The following is a 16,618-nucleotide window of genomic DNA, read 5'->3' on the forward strand; positions in this document are numbered from 1 at the left end:
TTAGCTACATCAGGATCTTTGAGCGGAGCTCAAAGTCACTCCTTAGCTACATCAGGATCTTTGAGCGGAGCTCAAAGTCACTCTATATCCAGCCTATGCACGCCTGTCCGGATTTAGGCCGGGGACACCAGCCCAGAACCAACTGCATATATTGCTTGCATGACCATATACCATCATGGTCGGAGCGTACGCTGTAGCAAACAGGCAAACGCTTAACGAAAGGCGGATTTAAGGCATGCAGGTTGGAGTTATTGCGAGCGTCAACGAAGCGCGCGCCGACCGGTTCTCGCACCGGACGGCTATCGTGATCGATGTACTCCGCGCAACGAGCACCATGGTTGCGGCTCTGGAAGCAGGTGCCACCGGAATCGTTCCGACCGAGACGGTACTGGAAGCGAAGGCGCTTCATCGGCCCGGTGATCTGCTTGGCGGCGAACGGTTCTGCCGTAAAATAACGGGGTTCGATCTCGGCAACTCGCCGCAGGAATACAAGAGTGAGACAGTCGGCGGCAAAAGGCTCGTGCTGACGACGACGAACGGCACCCGGGCCATCATAAAATCGATGCGCGCCGACAACGTGTTAGCCGGCGCGATCGTGAACGCTACGGCTTGTGCCAGAACGATTGTCGAGCTGCGCCGGGATGCAATTCTGCTATGTGCGGGGAGTCATGACGAATTCGCGGTAGAGGACGGGTTATGCGCGGGTTTGCTGCTTGACAGGCTTGAAGCGCTTATCGGCCAACCTGTTGAAACCGATGATTTCGGCACCGCCATGCTGGCTCTTTACCGCGACCGCCGGCAAGCGGTAGCCGAGACGGTCGGAGGCGGGACGACAGGCCGAAGATTGATCAAGATGGGACTGGGCACCGATATCGATTGGTGTTCCGCCGTCGATACGAGCGATCTCGTCCCGCGCCTGAATGGCGATTGGTTAACCAAATGAAAATTCATTGGCAGGCCGTCCGATCCAATCGGATGGCCTTTTATTTGCACCTATTATTTATATGTATCAGAAAATAAAAAACGGTAGTCTAGGTCCGGATTCACCGTCTAAGACTACCGCTGATTAATCGTACGATTTTCTACTTAATGATGGAACAACCGTATCCCCGAATAAGCCATGACCATTCCATATTCGTTGGCAGCCTTTATCACTTGCTCATCACGTAATGAACTGCCGGTTTGGACTACGTATTTCACCCCGCTTTGGGCAGCACGGTCGATATTGTCACGGAAAGGAAGAAAAGCATCGGAAGCGAAGGAAGCACCTTGCAAGCCAGCAAGCCATTGTTGTTTCCCGGACTTGGTCAGCCGCTCAGGTACAGCATTATAATAAAATCTCCACTGCATTTCTTCGGCTGCGGTCATCTCTTCATTCGCCCATCCGTCAATCGCATTATTGATCTCAGCACGAGATAACCCCGGAGCGAAATCCATTCGTTGGACGACCGGGTGCTGTCTTAGACGCCAGTTGTCCGCTTTGGCTGCTGCAAGACGCGTACAGTGAATGCGGGATTGCTGTCCGGCGCCAATTCCGATGGTCTGGCCGTCCAATGCAAAACATACGGAATTGGACTGTGCATATTTGAGAGTAATGAGAGCTATGAGAAGATCTCTCTTCGCGTTGTCCGGAATGAATTGTTGGGTGGTGACGATGTTGTTAAGATGCGCCTCCGAAATCTGGACATCGTTGCGTTCTTGCTCCATCGTGATCCCGAATACGGTCCTTTGGTCGAGTAAGCGCGGTACATATTCAGAATCGATCTCAAGGATGAGATAGTTGCCGTTCTTCTTCTTCTTAAGAAGTTTCAAAGCATCCTCATCGTATCCCGGTGCGACAATGACGTCGGACACCTCTTTACCGAGCAAATTCGCCACGGTCACATCCACCCGGTCGCTGAATGCCGCACAGTCACCGAATGAAGACATCCGGTCCGATCCTCTGGCTCTGGCGTAAGCAACAGCCAATGGAGACAGTTCCATCCCTTCCACGAAATAAGATCGAACAAGTGAGTCACATAACGGGGAATAGACCGCAGCACCTGCCGGACAGACATGCTTGAACGAAGCTGCCGACGGTTGACCGATACTTTGTCTTAGTTCGCGAACAAGTTGGTAAGCATTCAACGCATCCAGGAAGTTAATGTAACTTGCTTCACCGTTCAAAATTTTGATTGGCAAATGACCTTCGGTATAAAGCTGTGCGTGTTCTTGGTGGGGGTTCATGCCGTACTTTAATGGAATTGAACGCATCTCTATCCCTCCATAAACAAATAAAAGTATCTGATCGAGATCAAATACTTTTCCCTGACAAACGGCGAAAAATATAGGATCAAGATTAGATACTTCGCCCAGGCGTACGGCGGTCAAATGTATGTGCTTCCTCGTGGTTTCTCCACGTTTACGCCAGTCGCACATACCAAATATTTACTTTATTATAGTTCTAACATTTCGCGAGATCAAGATTATTATTTCCTGATTACGGCTTCCCTAACTGCAAAAAAAGAAGACCTTCCCAAGTTCGTCATCAGAACATGCATGACTACCGGGAAAGCCTTCCATCCATTCAAAAGAAAGTTCAATTAACGGCGCTCAGACGGTCCGCCGACGAAAGCTTGCTCCGCCGTATCCAAGCCGTAAGCCGTATGAAGCGCGCGAACTACGTCGTTAAGCGGTTCTGCAGCAATAACGCACGAGCACTTGATTTCGGACGTGCTCACCATTTTGATGCTGACGCCAAGCTTCGAGATCGCATCGAACATCGTCGCAGCTACACCTGGATTGCTCACCATGCCTGCACCAACGATCGACACCTTCACGAGGTCAACCTCGGAAGTCGTCTCACGGAAAGGCACTTCGCCGCGGATCGCTTCGATAACGGCAATCGCTCTGTCCGTATCGCCCTTCGACAGCGTGAACGAGAAGTCTGCTTTGCCCCCTTGAACACCGCTTTGCACAATGATATCCACATCGATGCCGTTCGTCGCCAATGCGCCGAATACTTTCGCCAGAACCCCAGGCACGTCTTCCACGCCCAAAATGCTGATTCTCGCTACGTTCTTGTCAAAGGCAATACCACTTACGACCACGCCTTGCTCCATGACCGCTTCCTCCTTCACCGTCGTTCCTTCATTCTGATTGAAGCTGGAACGAACGACCAGCTTCACGTTGTTATGCTTCGCATATTCAACCGCACGCGGATGAAGAACAGCCGCGCCGAGATGAGCAAGCTCCAGCATTTCGTCATACGAAATTTCGTTCAGTTTGCGGGCGCATTTCACGACGCGCGGATCGGTCGAATAGATGCCGTCTACGTCCGTGAAGATTTCGCATACGTCCGCACTGATCGCTGCCGCGAGAGCAACAGCCGTCGTATCAGACCCGCCGCGGCCAAGCGTCGTAATTTCGCCTTCGTCCGTCATGCCTTGGAATCCGGCAACAATTACGATTTGACCATTATCGAGCGAATTGAAAATCCGATCAGGACGAATGTCGGAAATACGCGCTTTCGCGTGTACCGATTCCGTCAGAATCCCCGCTTGCCAGCCCGTATACGAGACAGCCTCATGGCCAAGCGAATGTATCGTCATCGACAAGAGCGCGACCGAAATCTGCTCACCCGTCGTCAGAAGCATATCCATCTCGCGTGCCGGCGGATTCGGGTTCAATTGCTTGGACTGATCGATTAGATCATCCGTCGTATCTCCCATTGCGGAGACTACGACAACAACGCGGTTACCCGCTTCCTTAGTTTGCACAATCCGTTGTGCTACTCTTTGCATCCGTTCTGTTGTGCCGACGGAGCTGCCGCCGAATTTCATCACAATCAACGACAAAGCTGTTCACTCCCAACCTTGACATTAGCATACAAGACAATATTATAACACACGACATACGCTATCGGGTACTGTTACCTACAAAAAAAAGCGGCCCGGAGTTGTCCGGACCGCCAGTTGCATCAGATGACTAAGCGCGGGAAATATACTTGCCGTCGCGCGTATCGATCAGCAGAACGTCGCCTTCGTTGATGAACATCGGCACTTGCACGCTGTGGCCCGTTTCCAGCTTCGCAGCTTTCGTTGCGTTCGTCGCCGTGTTGCCTTTTACGCCCGGTTCCGTCTCTACAACTTTAAGGTCAACACTCGTCGGCAACGAGATGCCGAGGATCTCGCTTTGGTAGCTCGAGATGTTAACGTTCATGTTCTCTTTCAGGAAGTTGATTTCCCACTCCAATTGATCTTTGTCGAGATTGAATTGGTCATAGGTCTCGTTATCCATGAACGTATATTCGCTGCCCGAGTTGTACAGATATTGTACTGCACGGTTCTCGATTTGAGCGCGGCCGATCGTCTCGCCCGCACGGAACGTTCTTTCAACCGTGTTGCCGTTGCGCAAGTTTTTGAGCTTGGAGCGTACGAATGCAGCACCTTTGCCCGGTTTAACGTGTTGGAACTCGAGTACCGTGAAAATATCGCCTTCCACTTCTACGGTCAGGCCTGTCTTAAAATCGTTAACTGAAATCACAGCTTATGTCCCTCCTAATAATGTGCAAAGCTTGCAGCCAACAGCGGCGCAAACCTTCCTTGTTTCGGTGTCCGCCATCCGCCGAAGCAGCCGTCTTCGCCTAATTATACGCGAAGCTCGATAAGCTCTTTCGGCGATGCCGTCAATATTTTAATCCCGGTGTCCGTTATGACGACGTCGTCCTCGATCCTTACGCCCCCGAAGCCGGGGATGTAGATGCCGGGTTCGACCGTAACGGTCATGCCGGGTGTTAAAACCGTATCGCTTAATTTCGACAGCCGTGGCAGCTCGTGAATTTCGAGCCCGAAGCCGTGTCCGAGACTATGCCCGAAATTATCGCCATAGCCATACCGTGCGATGATATCCCGCGACAGCGCATCTGCTTCTCTCCCCGTCATTCCGGGACGGAGATTCGCCAGCGCGTGAAGCTGAGCTTCCAGCACGATGCCATAAATTTCTCTATGGCGCTCCGAAGCCTGTCCAACAACGACCGTACGGGTCAAGTCAGAGCAATAGCCTTTGTAATAAGCGCCAAAATCGAGCTTCACGAACTCATTCGTTCCGACGATCCTCTCGCTTGCCACACCATGCGGCAGCGCAGAACGCTCGCCTGAAGCAACGATTGTCTCGAAGGACGGTCCCGATGCCCCTCCCTTGCGCATGAACGTCTCCATCTCCAAAGCGATTTCTAATTCAGAAATACCTGGACGGATAATCCCGAGCGCAAATTGGAACGTCCGGTCGGCAAGTTCTGCCGCTTCCTTCATAACGGCGATTTCGGTTTCATCCTTAATGAGCCGGATTTGCTCGACGAGCTCTGAAACCGGCTGCAGTTGAACGGTGTCTAGCTGCCCGGACCAAGCTGCATATTCGCCGTATGTAACATGCTCCTGTTCGAATGCTAGCTTGCCGATCTTACGGGATGCGAGCAGTTGCTTCACCGTCTCCATCGGCTTGGCCGCATGCTCGACCAATTGAAATCCTTTCGCCTGCTCCGCCGCTTGCGTCATATAACGGAAGTCCGTCAACAGCCAGCTGTCGTCCGCCGTAATTAGAAGCATGCCGGCTGAGCCGGTAAAGCCGCTCAAATATTTGCGGTTGTGCGAATAGGTCACCAGAAATGCTTCAATGCCTGCTGTTGCGAGCTTCTCGCGCAGCCGGTTCAATCTTGCATTCACCATTTCAATCCTGCCTCCCCGCACTAAGCCTATATTCGGTTATGCTAGTTCCAGATGCGACACAAGCGCCCTAAGCCCAAGCAAATAGCTGTCTAATCCAAAACCTGCGATTTGGCCGACGGCCACCGGTGCAACGACCGAATGATGCCGGAATTCCTCGCGCTTATGGATGTTCGACATATGCACTTCGACGACAGGAAGCGCGACGGTGCTGAGCGCATCCCTCAGCGCATAACTGTAATGCGTCAGCGCGCCCGGGTTAATCAAGATGCCGGCAGCACAGCCATAAGCCTCATGAATCTTATCGATTAATGCGCCTTCATGATTCGATTGGAAGCAATCGACCGTGAAGCCGAGCTCCGTTCCAAGCTGACGAACGCGTTCTTCGATGGCAGGCAGCGTATTCGAGCCATAGATACCCGGTTCGCGAATGCCCAACATGTTCAGATTCGGTCCGTTAAGCAACAATATTGTGCGCATGCTGCACCTCCTCGCGGCGACTGCCGCTCTCTCCCGCGCAAAAGACGCAAAAGTCCAATAGCCATTTTACCACAAGCTTCGGCGGTTTGAGAAGAGTTTCCTGCATGCATGCCGCATTACGTAGCGCCAGCGGCGGAACCAGCCGGCTCACGCGATGCTTCATCCGTAAATTCAAAGGCGATCGAATACCCGATAAAGGTGCCCCACAGCAAGAAAATACACAGTTCCGTAAACAACGTATCCCAACCGATTAACGTCAAAGCAGGTGTAAAGGCCATCATAGGACCGACTAAGCCGAATATGATCGCCCACCACAGAAAACCGTAGACGACCCCCATCCACGGGCCTCCGACCCTCGAGAACAGCGCATAATAGATCAAGGTGCACAAGATGCTGAAGACGATAAAGGAGCCGATTCCGAGCGTATATCCCCAGCCCGATTTTAAGAAGCTCATTTTGAAAAACGGATCGGCCAGCACGCCTGGCACCAGCTTCGTAAATTTTAGCCAGTATGCGATTCCCCTTAACGTCCCCCATATAAGTCCAGCAAAAAATCCAAGCGACAAACAAAACGTGAGCGGATTCGTGTGTCCCTTTCGTTCATTTCCCCGCTCATTCGCGTTACCTGCGCTTCGGTTCCCCGAATGGTTGGAGCGCGCGCTCCACAGCGTTGCATGCTTGGCCGTTCTTGCCATAATCGTTCCCTTCCTTCCGTCAGCGGTTCCAATTGTGTAAATTGTCTTCCCTAGTATGGCAAATACGGTACGCTGGTAACCGCTCGCCGTTGGCAAACCGCTATGCAATAAAGTACAATAGAAGTACAATAGCACGCCGCAGCAGCGCGCATGCATAAACAAGGAAGGTGAAATCCTTTTGCCGCAATCGAACAGCATATACGGGGGACAAGCCGTAATTGAAGGCGTTATGTTCGCGGGGAAGCATGTGAACGTTACAGCCGTTAGGCGCAAGAACGAAGAAATTGTTTTTTACGAAGTGCCCCGGACGACGATGAAGTGGCTTAAGCCGCTGAAGAAAATACCGCTAGTGCGCGGTGTCGTCGGCATTCTGGAGTCGAGCGCGAAAGGCTCGCAGCATCTTAACTTCTCCGTTGAGGCTTATGCGGAGGACGAGCTAGAGGAAGAAAAGGCAAACGGAACGGCGCCTGCGCCTGTCGAGAAGCCGAAGAAATCGGGTCTCAGCTTGACCGCGATATTCGGCATAGCCGTAGCCGGCATTATCTCGTTCGTTATCGGCAAGGCCGTCTTTACACTTGTTCCCGCAATGGTGGAACAACTGCTCTTTGGGCAAGCATTCGAGAATATAATATTACACAACCTCATTGAAGGACTCATCAAGATCATCTTCTTGCTTATCTACTTGTACGCCATCTCGTTAACACCGATCGTCAAGCGGCTGTTCCAGTACCATGGTGCCGAGCACAAAGTTATCAGCGCATACGAAGCAGGCATGGAATTGACGATTAAGAACGTTCAACGGTTCAACACGCTGCACTACCGTTGCGGAAGCAGCTTCATCGTCTTCTCCGTATTGGTCGGCATCGTGGTCTATTCCTTCTTCACTTGGGATTCGATGTGGGAGCGCATTTACTTGCGGCTTCTGCTCCTGCCGGTTGTACTGGGCGTTTCGTATGAAGTACTCCGTTTCACGAACTCGCTTCGTGAAGTTCCCGTTCTTCGTTATCTGGGCTATCCCGGCTTGTGGCTGCAAAAGCTGACGACGAAAGAACCAACCGACGACCAGGTGGCCGTGTCAATCGCTTCGTTCAACCGGATGCGGGAAATCGACCGTCAGGTAGAGCAGTCCCAAGCCTCCTAATAGGCAGCATACGCAAGGCACTATACGGCAGAGAGGGTGGAAACAATGGCACGGCGGAACAAAGATACGGTATGGGGCATCGTCTTAGCGGCATTGATCGTGCTCGGGTTGGCTCAAATTATTATGTCGGGTCAATGGAGCGGATTGCTGATCGGCGTGGTTGTGCTAGGAGCCATTTTCCTGCTCTACAAATTTCCTCCCGGCCGATTCCGCGCACCTCGCGGCAGCAGCATCCGGCCTAAACATGGTGTGAGACCTTCACGCAACTCTGCCAAGCCCCGCACACGCAGCAGCAAGGCAATGCCGTTCAAAGTCATCGAAGGCGGCAAGGACGACGATCAATATCCAAGGTACCATTAATGCAAAAAGGCTGCTCCGAATTACGCGAATGCGTACCGGAGCAGCCTTTTTCTATGCTGTTACTCGTTATCCAATTGATTGCGGATCGCCCGCAATTCTTCGAGTCTCGTGGCATCGAGGCGGAAATATTCGACCAGCGTCTCGATGCATGTGATGGAATCCCAGCTCAAATGATGCTCGATCCCTTCAACATCGCGATATATGTTCTCTTCCTGAACACCGATAATTTCCAGGAACGACTCCAGTAATTGGTGCCGGTCCACTAGCCTCTTGCCCATCTTCTTGCCCTTATTCGTCAGTACGAGGCCGCGGTACTTCTCATAGATGAGGTAGTTATCCTTATCCAGCTTCTGGATCATCTTCGTAACGGATGACGGATGCACTTCGAGCCCTTCAGCGATATCGGAAACGCGTGCGTAGCCCTTCTCATCGATCAGCTTATAAATCCGCTCCAAGTAGTCTTCCATGCTCGGTGTCGGCACTGGAGAACCTCCTAACTTCCAATGTGCACCTTGTCTCTCGGCGCTGCTCCTAGTATCATACAACGTTCACCAGACAACTGCAACCGATTCGGCGCCGCAACTTATCCAAAAGATGCCTCCCTGCCATTCGAAGCAGATCCGATTTCTAAGCACACACTACACAAAAAAAGCCGCTGCTGCGGCCACCATGCGACACCCGTTAATCACTGTGATTTGATGCGGCAAGCATGGTGTACAAAGGAGGCTATAGGCATGAGCATCACTGTAATGGATCGCCCCTCCCCTCCCAAGGAAAGGAAGGCGACGCCAGAATTCACCCCCGACCTTGTCTATTTCGAGCCCAAAACGCTCGAATATCCGAAGGGCAGGCGCATATTCGACTGGGTGCAGCAAGAAGGCATCCCTTACCGGATGACGACCAGCCATAACCGGATTACGAATTTGCCGGGAGAAACGGAGCTGGAGCAATACAAAAACGCCAAACGGACGCTGGTCGTCGGCATCCGCAAAACGCTGAAGTTCGATACGTCCAAACCTTCAGCTGAATATGCCATTCCGATCGCCACAGGGTGTATGGGCCACTGCCATTATTGTTACCTGCAGACGACGCTTGGCGCTAAGCCTTACATTCGAATCTATGTGAATACCGACGAAATCATGGAGGCAGCCAAAGGATACATTCAAGAGCGCGAACCTGAGATTACCCGGTTCGAAGCAGCGTGTACATCCGATCCCGTAGGACTCGAACCCATTTCCGGCAGCTTGCGGGAGTTGATTGAGTTCATGGCGGATCAGCCGCACGGCCGTCTGCGCTTCGTGACCAAATACCATCATGTCGATTCTCTGCTGTCCGCCAAGCATAACGGCCATACGAGAATCCGCTTCAGCGTGAACGCCGAATATGTAATCCGCAACTTTGAGCCGAACACTTCCCGGTTCGAAGAACGGATTGAAGCCGCAGGCAAAGTCGCAAGAGCCGGTTATCCAGTTGGGTTCATTATTGCTCCAATCATCTGGCATGAAGGCTGGGAACAAGGTTACAGCGAACTCATTGAACGTCTAGCAGCTGCATTGCCTCCGGATGCGACTCACGATTTGACGTTCGAGCTTATTCAACACCGGTTCACGAAGACAGCGAAGAATGTGATTGAGCGGCGGTATCCGAAGACCAAATTAGAGATGGACATCGAGAAGCGGAAGTATAAGTGGGGACGATGGGGACAGGGTAAGTACGTTTACCCCGATGAACAAGCAGATGCGCTCCGCATGCTGCTGTCGGAGCGCATCTTTGAATTTTTTCCGAAGTCGACCATCGATTATTTTACGTAGCCGCTGCTTAGATTTTCATCCACTCCGGCGTCAGCATGTTGAGCCAGATCGTAATTTTCGTCATACGGTCAGTGAACAGCAGTACGCCCATCAACAGCATCATGACGCCGCCGATCTTCATCAGCAGGTTGGAATACCGCAAAATCCATTTGGTCGAACCAATAAAAAAAGCCAGTACGAAGAACGGAATCGCAAAACCTAGCGCATAAGCCGTCGTCAGTTGGAACCACGTTCCGGGAGAAGAAGCGGCCATCGCAAGGATGGCGGTAAGAACCGGCCCCATGCACGGCGACCAGCCTGCCGAGAACCCGATTCCGAATACGAATGCGCCGATATACCCTGGCTTTTTCAGCCGCAGATGCAGCTTCCGGTCTTTCATGAGCGCCTGCGGTTGAAAGATGCCGAGCAGAAACAATCCCATTACGATAATTAGAATAGCTGACAGCTGTCGGATCAACGATTCATACTCGCTGAAGAAGTCGGCGAACTTGTTCGTTCCATAACCGAGCGTGTAATACACGACGGAGAAGCCGAGTACAAAAAACAGCGTATGCGTCATCGTTCGAACGCGAATGTCCGCGCTCTTGTCGCTTGCTTTCAAATCAGTTACCGACACGCCTGTTATGTATGACAGATAAGACGGATATAAAGGCAAACAGCACGGCGAGATGAAAGAAGCAATGCCGGCTACAAAGGCAATTCCAATATTAACGTCCGTCAACTTGCGTCACTCCTGTCTGATAATGCAACGGTTTGTAAGGCGGTTCCGCTATAGGCGGAACCGGACACGGCCGACGAGCAGCAGCAGCAATATTCCAATCAGCAGCAGTACGATCGTCGCCCCAGGCGCCAAGTTCCACACGCCGGCGATCATCAGGCCGGCAACGACGGCAATTTCCGCGACGATGACGACCGTAAAGATCGATTGCCGGAAGCTGCGGGCGGCGACGAGACTGCATGCGGCAGGGATCGTAAGCAGCGCCGATACGAGCAGCGCACCTACGATTTTGATCGATGCGCTAATGACCAACGCTGCAAGAACGCTCATCATCATGTTGTAATAACGGACAGGCAGCCCGTTCACGGCAGCCGCGTCCTCGTCGAACGTAAGCAGAAACAGTTCCTTCACATGCAGTCGAAGCAGAACAAGCACAAGTACGGTAACAATCCCGATCACGATGAGATCAGAATCGCCCAGCGTATAGATGCTGCCGAACAAGTAGCTGGTAACATCAAGATTAAATCCTTTGCCGAGCGTAAAGAACAAGGAAGCAAGTGCGACGCCGCCCGACATAATGATGGCAATAGACAGCTCCGCATAGGTCTTATACGCTTTGCGCAGCTTCTCGATGGCGAACGAAGCAGCGAGCGCGAACACAAGACCGATTCCGATCGGATAGACGCCTAGCAAAAACCCGAGCGCAACGCCTGCAATCGATACGTGCGCGAGCGTGTCGCCGATCATCGACAGCCTCCGCAGCACAAGGAACAGCCCTAGCAGAGGTGCGGTAATGCCGATCAGCAGGCCGCCGATAAGCGCACGCTGAAAAAATTCGGTTGTTATGATTTCCAAGGAGTTACGCCTTCTTTCTCTCTCTCCAGCACTTGCCGCAGTCCTGTCAGACTATGGGCAATATTCGTCTCGCCGCAGTCCTCGACATCATGCGAATGACGAACATAGAACTTCAATTTCCCGCACTCTTGCGCAGGCTTCTCGCCTAAGTATCCGCGAATCATCTCCATGTCATGAGACACCATAAGGAATGTCATCCGGTGATGCTGGTGCATATGTTTGATCAAATGGAAGAAGCCTGCCTGCGTCTCAATGTCGATACCGACTGTCGGCTCGTCAAGAATGAGCAATTCCGGACTGTTAATGAGTGCCCGTGCGAGGAAAACCCGCTGCTGCTGTCCGCCGGACAATTGGCCGATCCGCTTCGATGCGAGATCTTCGATACTCATCGCATGCATCGCTTCGTCCGCTTTCGACTGATCCGCTTTCGTCAGCCGCCGGAACAGTTTATTGCGCCCGTACAAGCCGGAAAGCACCACTTCCCGAACCGTCGCAGGAAAGAGCGGGTTAAACGAGTTCTTTTGCGGAACGTATCCGATTCGGTGCCAATCTTTAAATTCGGATGCCTGCTGGCCGAACAGCGAGATCGATCCCGATGCCGGCTTCAAGAGTCCGACGATCATACGAAGCAGCGTCGTTTTGCCTGCCCCGTTCGAGCCGATCAACCCGACGAAGTCGCGCTGCTTTACAGAAAATGATACCTTCTCCATCACCTGCTGATTCTCGTAGGAGAAGGCAACGTCGTTTAACGTAATAATGTCCTCATGGCAAGCAGCGCCGCGCGTCTGCTTCCGTTCGAGCACGGATTGTTCTGGCATGTAATGAAACCTCCTTCGGCCGAACTTCACGCATGGAGCAGCCGAATAAGCTGTCCTGCAATAACGTTATTGTAATGCCTTGAGCAGATTTTGCAAATTCGATTCCATCAATGTAACATAATCGTCACCATTCTTCTGCTGCTTGCTCGTCAAACCTTCGACCGGATTCAAAACAAGCGTATCGACGTCAGCCTCCCGAGCCAGCGTATCGGCTAGTGTACTGGAAACCAGCTCTTCAAAGAAAATATAACGGACACCGTTCTCTTTCACGAATTTGGACATGTTCATCAAATCCTGTGCCCTTGGTTCCGAGTCAGGAGACAAGCCCATAATCGACAGCTCTTTCAATCCGTAATCGCGGGCCAAATAGCCGAACGCTTGGTGAGAGACGACGATATCACGGCGGCTGACTGCGCTAAGCTTCGTCTCGAATTGCTCGTCAAGCGCATGAAGCTTCTCTTCGAGCTTCTCATAGTTAGCCGTGTACTGCGCTTGGTGAGCAGCGTCGACTTGAACGAGCATATCTTTCACGTTGCCCGCCATAATAATCATCGACTTCGGACTCACCCACGTATGCGGATCGATGCCGTGATGGTCATGTCCGTCGTGGTCAGCATCTTCGCCTTCATGCTCGTCCCCTTCTCCATTGCCGTTAAGCAAAGCAATACCGTCGCTCATGGCGCCGGTCTTAAGCTTGCCGTTCTTCGGCAATCCTTCGAGGAAATCGTCAATCCAGCCTTCCAAGCCAGCGCCGTTATAGAGCAGCAGTTGAGCCTTCGACGCCGTGTCGAGCTCTCGGCTCTTCGGACTCCACTCATGCGGCTCCACCCCTGCCGGAATCAGGTTGATCACGTTCGTATAATCGCCGCCTATCTCGCTTGCCAAATAATAGAGCGGGTAGAAGCTCGTCACTACGTTCGTCTTGTCCTCCGTAAGCTTCCCTGACGATCCGGCGCTTCCGCAGCCTGATAGGATAAGCGCAACAGCAGCTGCCGCAAGCATCGCCTTGATTATAGTCAGACGTCCTTGACGACGACTGTGGTTCACATCTTTATACATACTCTTCCATTCCCCATTTCCCCAATTACTCCAGGTAAAGGCCTCTCCTATGAGGCCTTCTTGATCGTAATCGTAACTATTACGTTAGTCATTATATAGGCGCTTAAAATGAGGTGTCAATACTTATTCGTAATTATTACTAAAAAGAATAGTGCAGCACTACTCTTGGTTCCAACCACTCTATTAACACTATTGGAACAAATAGGGCTATCTATTCATCCGAATAACGAAATGATGAGATGATTTGTACTTACAGCCCTTAAGCGCGGCAGCGCCTGCCCTCGGCTTAAGCCGCAAAAAAAAAGGTTGAGCAGATTATCACCTCTGCTCAACCTTCTTCTATCGTTCGCATGCAGCGAACAAGCTTACTTCACTTTAGCGCCGTTCGGCATGTCGTCTGGTACCGTTGCGAGCGTCAGATTGTCGCCCTCAGAAGCAGCCAGAATCATGCCTTGGGACAGCTCGCCGCGCAGCTTGACCGGCTTCAGGTTCGTCACACAGATCACTTTGCGTCCAACCATTTGCTCCGGCGTATAATATTTCGCGATGCCCGATACGACTTGGCGCGTCTCGAAGCCAAGATCCAGCTGCAGCTTAAGCAGTTTATCCGCCTTCGCTACCGGCTCTGCCGCAATGACCTGAGCGACACGAAGCTCTACCTTCGCGAAGTCATCGATCGCGATTTCTTCCGCCATCTCCGGCGCAGCAGGACGCTCTGTCGAAGCAGCCGGTGCCGCAGCATGGTCTGCCTCTGCAGCCGGAGCCGTACCGCCGCTCATCGAAGCGATGATGTACTCGATCTCTACCGCTTGGTCTAAGCGAGGGAAGATCGGCTCGCCCTTGCCGACTCGCGTGCCGCCTGGCAGCGATCCGAACGTCTTCGTGCTGTCCCACGAGGTCAGCTCGCCAGGCTCGATGCCCAGCTGAGCCCACATTGCACGAGGAGCATTGGTCAAGAACGGCTGCAGCACGATCGAAACGATGCGCAGCGACTCCGCCAGATGGTACATGGCCGACGCCAGTTCCGCCCGCTTCGCTTCATCCTTCGCCAGTACCCATGGCTGAGTCTCGTCGATATATTTGTTCGTGCGGCTAACGAGCTGCCAGAGCGCCGTGAGCGCCACCGAAAACTCCATCTTCTCCATTGCCGCTTCAACGGCTGCGATCGACTCTGCCGCCTGATTGCGAAGCGTCTCGTCGAATGCCGTAACGTCGCCCGCATATGCCGGGATGACGCCATCGAAATATTTGCCGATCATCGCAACCGTACGGTTGAGCAAGTTGCCCAGATCGTTCGCCAGGTCAAAGTTCGTACGCTCGACAAAGCTTTCCGGCGTGAACGTGCCGTCGGAGCCGAACGGCACCTCGCGGAGCAAGAAGTACCGAAGCACGTCGAGGCCGTAACGGTCGATCAGCTTAACCGGGTCGAGAACAGTCCCTTTCGACTTCGACATTTTGCCTTCCTTCGTCAGCCACCAGCCGTGCGCGAACACTTTCTTCGGCAGCGGCAGATCAAGAGCCATCAGCATGATCGGCCAGTAGATCGTATGGAAACGTACGATTTCTTTGCCGACCAGATGTACGTCCGCCGGCCAGAATTTCCGGTACAGCTCGTCATTCGGCGTATCGTAGCCGAGAGCCGTAATATAGTTCGTCAAAGCATCGATCCAGACATATACGACATGTTTCGGATCGTTAGGCACTTTAATGCCCCAATCGAACGTCGTTCGCGATACCGCGAGATCCTCGAGACCTGGTTTAATGAAATTGTTAATCATCTCATTCTTGCGCGATTCCGGCTGGATAAATTCTGGGTTCTCCTCGTAGAACTGAAGCAGACGGTCCGCATATTTGCTCATTCTGAGGAAGTAACTTTCTTCCTTCACGAGCTCAACCGGACGTCCGCAGTCCGGACAGTTGCCGTCCACCAGCTGGCGCTCCAGGAAGAACGACTCGCACGGCGTACAATACCAGCCTTCATATTCGCCCTTGTAGATGTCGTCCTGCTCCACCAAACGTGCGAAAATCCGCTCGACGACTCGCTTATGCCGGTCCTCTGTCGTACGGATGAAGTCGTCGTTCGAGATGTCGAGCTTCGTCCACAATTCCTTGATGCCGACGACGATATCGTCGACGAACTGCTGAGGCGTTGTGCCCTTCTCCTGCGCTTTGCGTTCAATCTTCTGGCCGTGCTCGTCCGTTCCTGTCAGATAACGGACTTCATAGCCGCGCAGCCGCTTATAACGCGCCATCGCATCGCCCGCCACCGTCGTGTACGCATGGCCGATATGAAGTTTGTCGCTGGGATAGTAAATCGGCGTCGTAATGTAAAATGTTTTGTTCTCGCTCATCGTCTTTCGCTCCTTTATCGATTGTACAACTTGCATATGGACGACAAAAAGCCCCCGTCCAACATGGGACGAGAGCTCTCACTCACGCGGTACCACCCAATTTTCTTCCCGTACCGTAAGCGGCCGCAGGCCTGCTTATTCGCCGAGAAGCTTCATTCGCCGTCCGTGCTGACGGCACATTCCTTAACGCGGAACGAGTCGCCGCCTCTTGCCGCGCAGCCTGGAAACCGTGAGACAGCTTCCGTTCGCTTCGCCTTGCTCGACAGCGGATCCTCCCGGACCATATTCAGGGTGCGCTCCATACCGGTTCTCAGCATCTCCGGCTCTCTGGAATGGTCGCTATCCGTACTTATCCGTTCATCGGGTCGTCTTATACTCTTATGACCAAAATATACCGAACGCAGCCTGCCCGTGTCAAGAAACGGCCTGCGAACGAATCAATCTTTCCCCTTCGGCTCCGGCACAGGATCAAAGCCGCCGGGGTGAAACGGATGGCAGCGGCAAATCCTCTTCACCGCAAGCCACGAGCCCCGAGCAGCCCCATGCTTCTCCAGTGCTTCCAGCGCATACTCCGAGCAGGTCGGATAGTAACGGCAGGTCGGCGGTTTCAACGGCGAGATGGCCCGCC

At 52.7% G+C, this 16,618-nt stretch carries 18 protein-coding genes and 1 riboswitch; of the genes, 4 read left to right on the forward strand and 14 right to left on the reverse strand.

Going from position 1 to position 16,618, the window contains the following annotated elements:
• Nucleotides 1-235 precede the first annotated feature (235 nt).
• Complete coding sequence (locus PKO01S_RS26640; RefSeq protein WP_127534482.1) at nucleotides 236-943, forward strand: 2-phosphosulfolactate phosphatase; 708 nt, start codon at nucleotides 236-238, stop codon at nucleotides 941-943.
• A 143-nt stretch (nucleotides 944-1,086) separates the two neighbouring features.
• On the opposite strand, the gene PKO01S_RS26645 is transcribed toward PKO01S_RS26640, so the two are convergent.
• The 6 genes from PKO01S_RS26645 to PKO01S_RS26670 form a co-directional block, all read right to left on the reverse strand.
• Nucleotides 1,087-2,253, reverse strand: a complete 1,167-nt coding sequence (locus PKO01S_RS26645; protein ID WP_127534483.1) for a phosphoribosylaminoimidazolecarboxamide formyltransferase — start codon at nucleotides 2,251-2,253, stop codon at nucleotides 1,087-1,089.
• Nucleotides 2,254-2,342: 89 nt separating this feature from the next.
• Nucleotides 2,343-2,424, reverse strand: a riboswitch (ZMP/ZTP riboswitch).
• A gap of 158 nt (nucleotides 2,425-2,582) precedes the next feature.
• Nucleotides 2,583-3,836: an aspartate kinase gene (locus tag PKO01S_RS26650; protein WP_127534484.1), complete on the reverse strand. Its 1,254-nt coding sequence runs from the start codon at nucleotides 3,834-3,836 to the stop codon at nucleotides 2,583-2,585.
• A 130-nt stretch (nucleotides 3,837-3,966) separates the two neighbouring features.
• Nucleotides 3,967-4,524, reverse strand: coding sequence for an elongation factor P (gene efp / locus PKO01S_RS26655; RefSeq protein WP_127534485.1), 558 nt, complete (start codon nucleotides 4,522-4,524; stop codon nucleotides 3,967-3,969).
• Between the two features lie 104 nt (nucleotides 4,525-4,628).
• Nucleotides 4,629-5,705 (reverse strand): M24 family metallopeptidase, encoded by a 1,077-nt coding sequence (locus tag PKO01S_RS26660; protein WP_127534486.1) that lies wholly within the window; start codon nucleotides 5,703-5,705, stop codon nucleotides 4,629-4,631.
• A gap of 36 nt (nucleotides 5,706-5,741) precedes the next feature.
• Nucleotides 5,742-6,182 carry a type II 3-dehydroquinate dehydratase gene (gene aroQ, locus PKO01S_RS26665; RefSeq protein ID WP_127534487.1) on the reverse strand — a complete coding sequence of 147 codons (441 nt, stop codon included), beginning with the start codon at nucleotides 6,180-6,182 and terminating at the stop codon, nucleotides 5,742-5,744.
• A 116-nt stretch (nucleotides 6,183-6,298) separates the two neighbouring features.
• Entirely contained in the window at nucleotides 6,299-6,877 is a 579-nt protein-coding gene (locus PKO01S_RS26670) for a YqhR family membrane protein (protein ID WP_127534488.1), read from the reverse strand.
• A 178-nt stretch (nucleotides 6,878-7,055) separates the two neighbouring features.
• On the opposite strand from PKO01S_RS26670, the gene PKO01S_RS26675 reads away from it, so the two are divergent.
• Entirely contained in the window at nucleotides 7,056-8,018 is a 963-nt protein-coding gene (locus tag PKO01S_RS26675) for a DUF1385 domain-containing protein (RefSeq protein WP_127534489.1), read from the forward strand.
• A gap of 45 nt (nucleotides 8,019-8,063) precedes the next feature.
• Nucleotides 8,064-8,378 (forward strand): hypothetical protein, encoded by a 315-nt coding sequence (locus PKO01S_RS26680; RefSeq protein ID WP_127534490.1) that lies wholly within the window; start codon nucleotides 8,064-8,066, stop codon nucleotides 8,376-8,378.
• Between the two features lie 59 nt (nucleotides 8,379-8,437).
• Here PKO01S_RS26680 and mntR read toward each other — a convergent pair whose 3' ends face one another.
• Nucleotides 8,438-8,860, reverse strand: coding sequence for a transcriptional regulator MntR (gene mntR, locus PKO01S_RS26685; protein ID WP_127534491.1), 423 nt, complete (start codon nucleotides 8,858-8,860; stop codon nucleotides 8,438-8,440).
• A gap of 252 nt (nucleotides 8,861-9,112) precedes the next feature.
• On the opposite strand from mntR, the gene splB reads away from it, so the two are divergent.
• On the forward strand, nucleotides 9,113-10,189 hold the full coding sequence (gene splB, locus PKO01S_RS26690) for a spore photoproduct lyase (RefSeq protein WP_127534492.1): 1,077 nt from the start codon (nucleotides 9,113-9,115) through the stop codon (nucleotides 10,187-10,189).
• Nucleotides 10,190-10,196: 7 nt separating this feature from the next.
• Here the strand turns inward: splB and PKO01S_RS26695 are convergent, their stop codons facing one another.
• From PKO01S_RS26695 to yidD, 7 genes are all read right to left on the reverse strand, one after another.
• A complete protein-coding gene (locus PKO01S_RS26695) occupies nucleotides 10,197-10,910 on the reverse strand; it encodes a cytochrome c biogenesis CcdA family protein (protein WP_127534493.1) in 714 nt (237 codons plus the stop codon).
• A 48-nt stretch (nucleotides 10,911-10,958) separates the two neighbouring features.
• On the reverse strand, nucleotides 10,959-11,762 hold the full coding sequence (locus tag PKO01S_RS26700) for a metal ABC transporter permease (protein WP_127534494.1): 804 nt from the start codon (nucleotides 11,760-11,762) through the stop codon (nucleotides 10,959-10,961).
• The gene (locus tag PKO01S_RS26705) at nucleotides 11,750-12,580 is read right to left on the reverse strand and encodes a metal ABC transporter ATP-binding protein (protein ID WP_127534495.1); all 831 of its coding nucleotides are present in this window, start codon (nucleotides 12,578-12,580) and stop codon (nucleotides 11,750-11,752) included. Before PKO01S_RS26705 ends, PKO01S_RS26700 begins: the two co-directional genes overlap by 13 nt.
• A gap of 66 nt (nucleotides 12,581-12,646) precedes the next feature.
• On the reverse strand, nucleotides 12,647-13,639 hold the full coding sequence (locus tag PKO01S_RS26710; protein WP_407669715.1) for a metal ABC transporter solute-binding protein, Zn/Mn family: 993 nt from the start codon (nucleotides 13,637-13,639) through the stop codon (nucleotides 12,647-12,649).
• 365 nt (nucleotides 13,640-14,004) lie between these two features.
• Nucleotides 14,005-15,990, reverse strand: a complete 1,986-nt coding sequence (metG, locus tag PKO01S_RS26715; protein WP_127534496.1) for a methionine--tRNA ligase — start codon at nucleotides 15,988-15,990, stop codon at nucleotides 14,005-14,007.
• 152 nt (nucleotides 15,991-16,142) lie between these two features.
• Nucleotides 16,143-16,307 carry a hypothetical protein gene (locus PKO01S_RS28990; RefSeq protein WP_164779791.1) on the reverse strand — a complete coding sequence of 55 codons (165 nt, stop codon included), beginning with the start codon at nucleotides 16,305-16,307 and terminating at the stop codon, nucleotides 16,143-16,145.
• Nucleotides 16,308-16,427: 120 nt separating this feature from the next.
• Nucleotides 16,428-16,618, reverse strand: a 191-nt coding sequence (yidD, locus tag PKO01S_RS26720) for a membrane protein insertion efficiency factor YidD (RefSeq protein WP_127534497.1), incomplete at its 5' end; no start/stop codon positions are given.

The organism is Paenibacillus kobensis NBRC 15729 (genome assembly GCF_004000825.1).
In the GTDB taxonomy this organism is placed as follows: Bacteria; Bacillota; Bacilli; order Paenibacillales; family Paenibacillaceae; genus Paenibacillus_T; species Paenibacillus_T kobensis.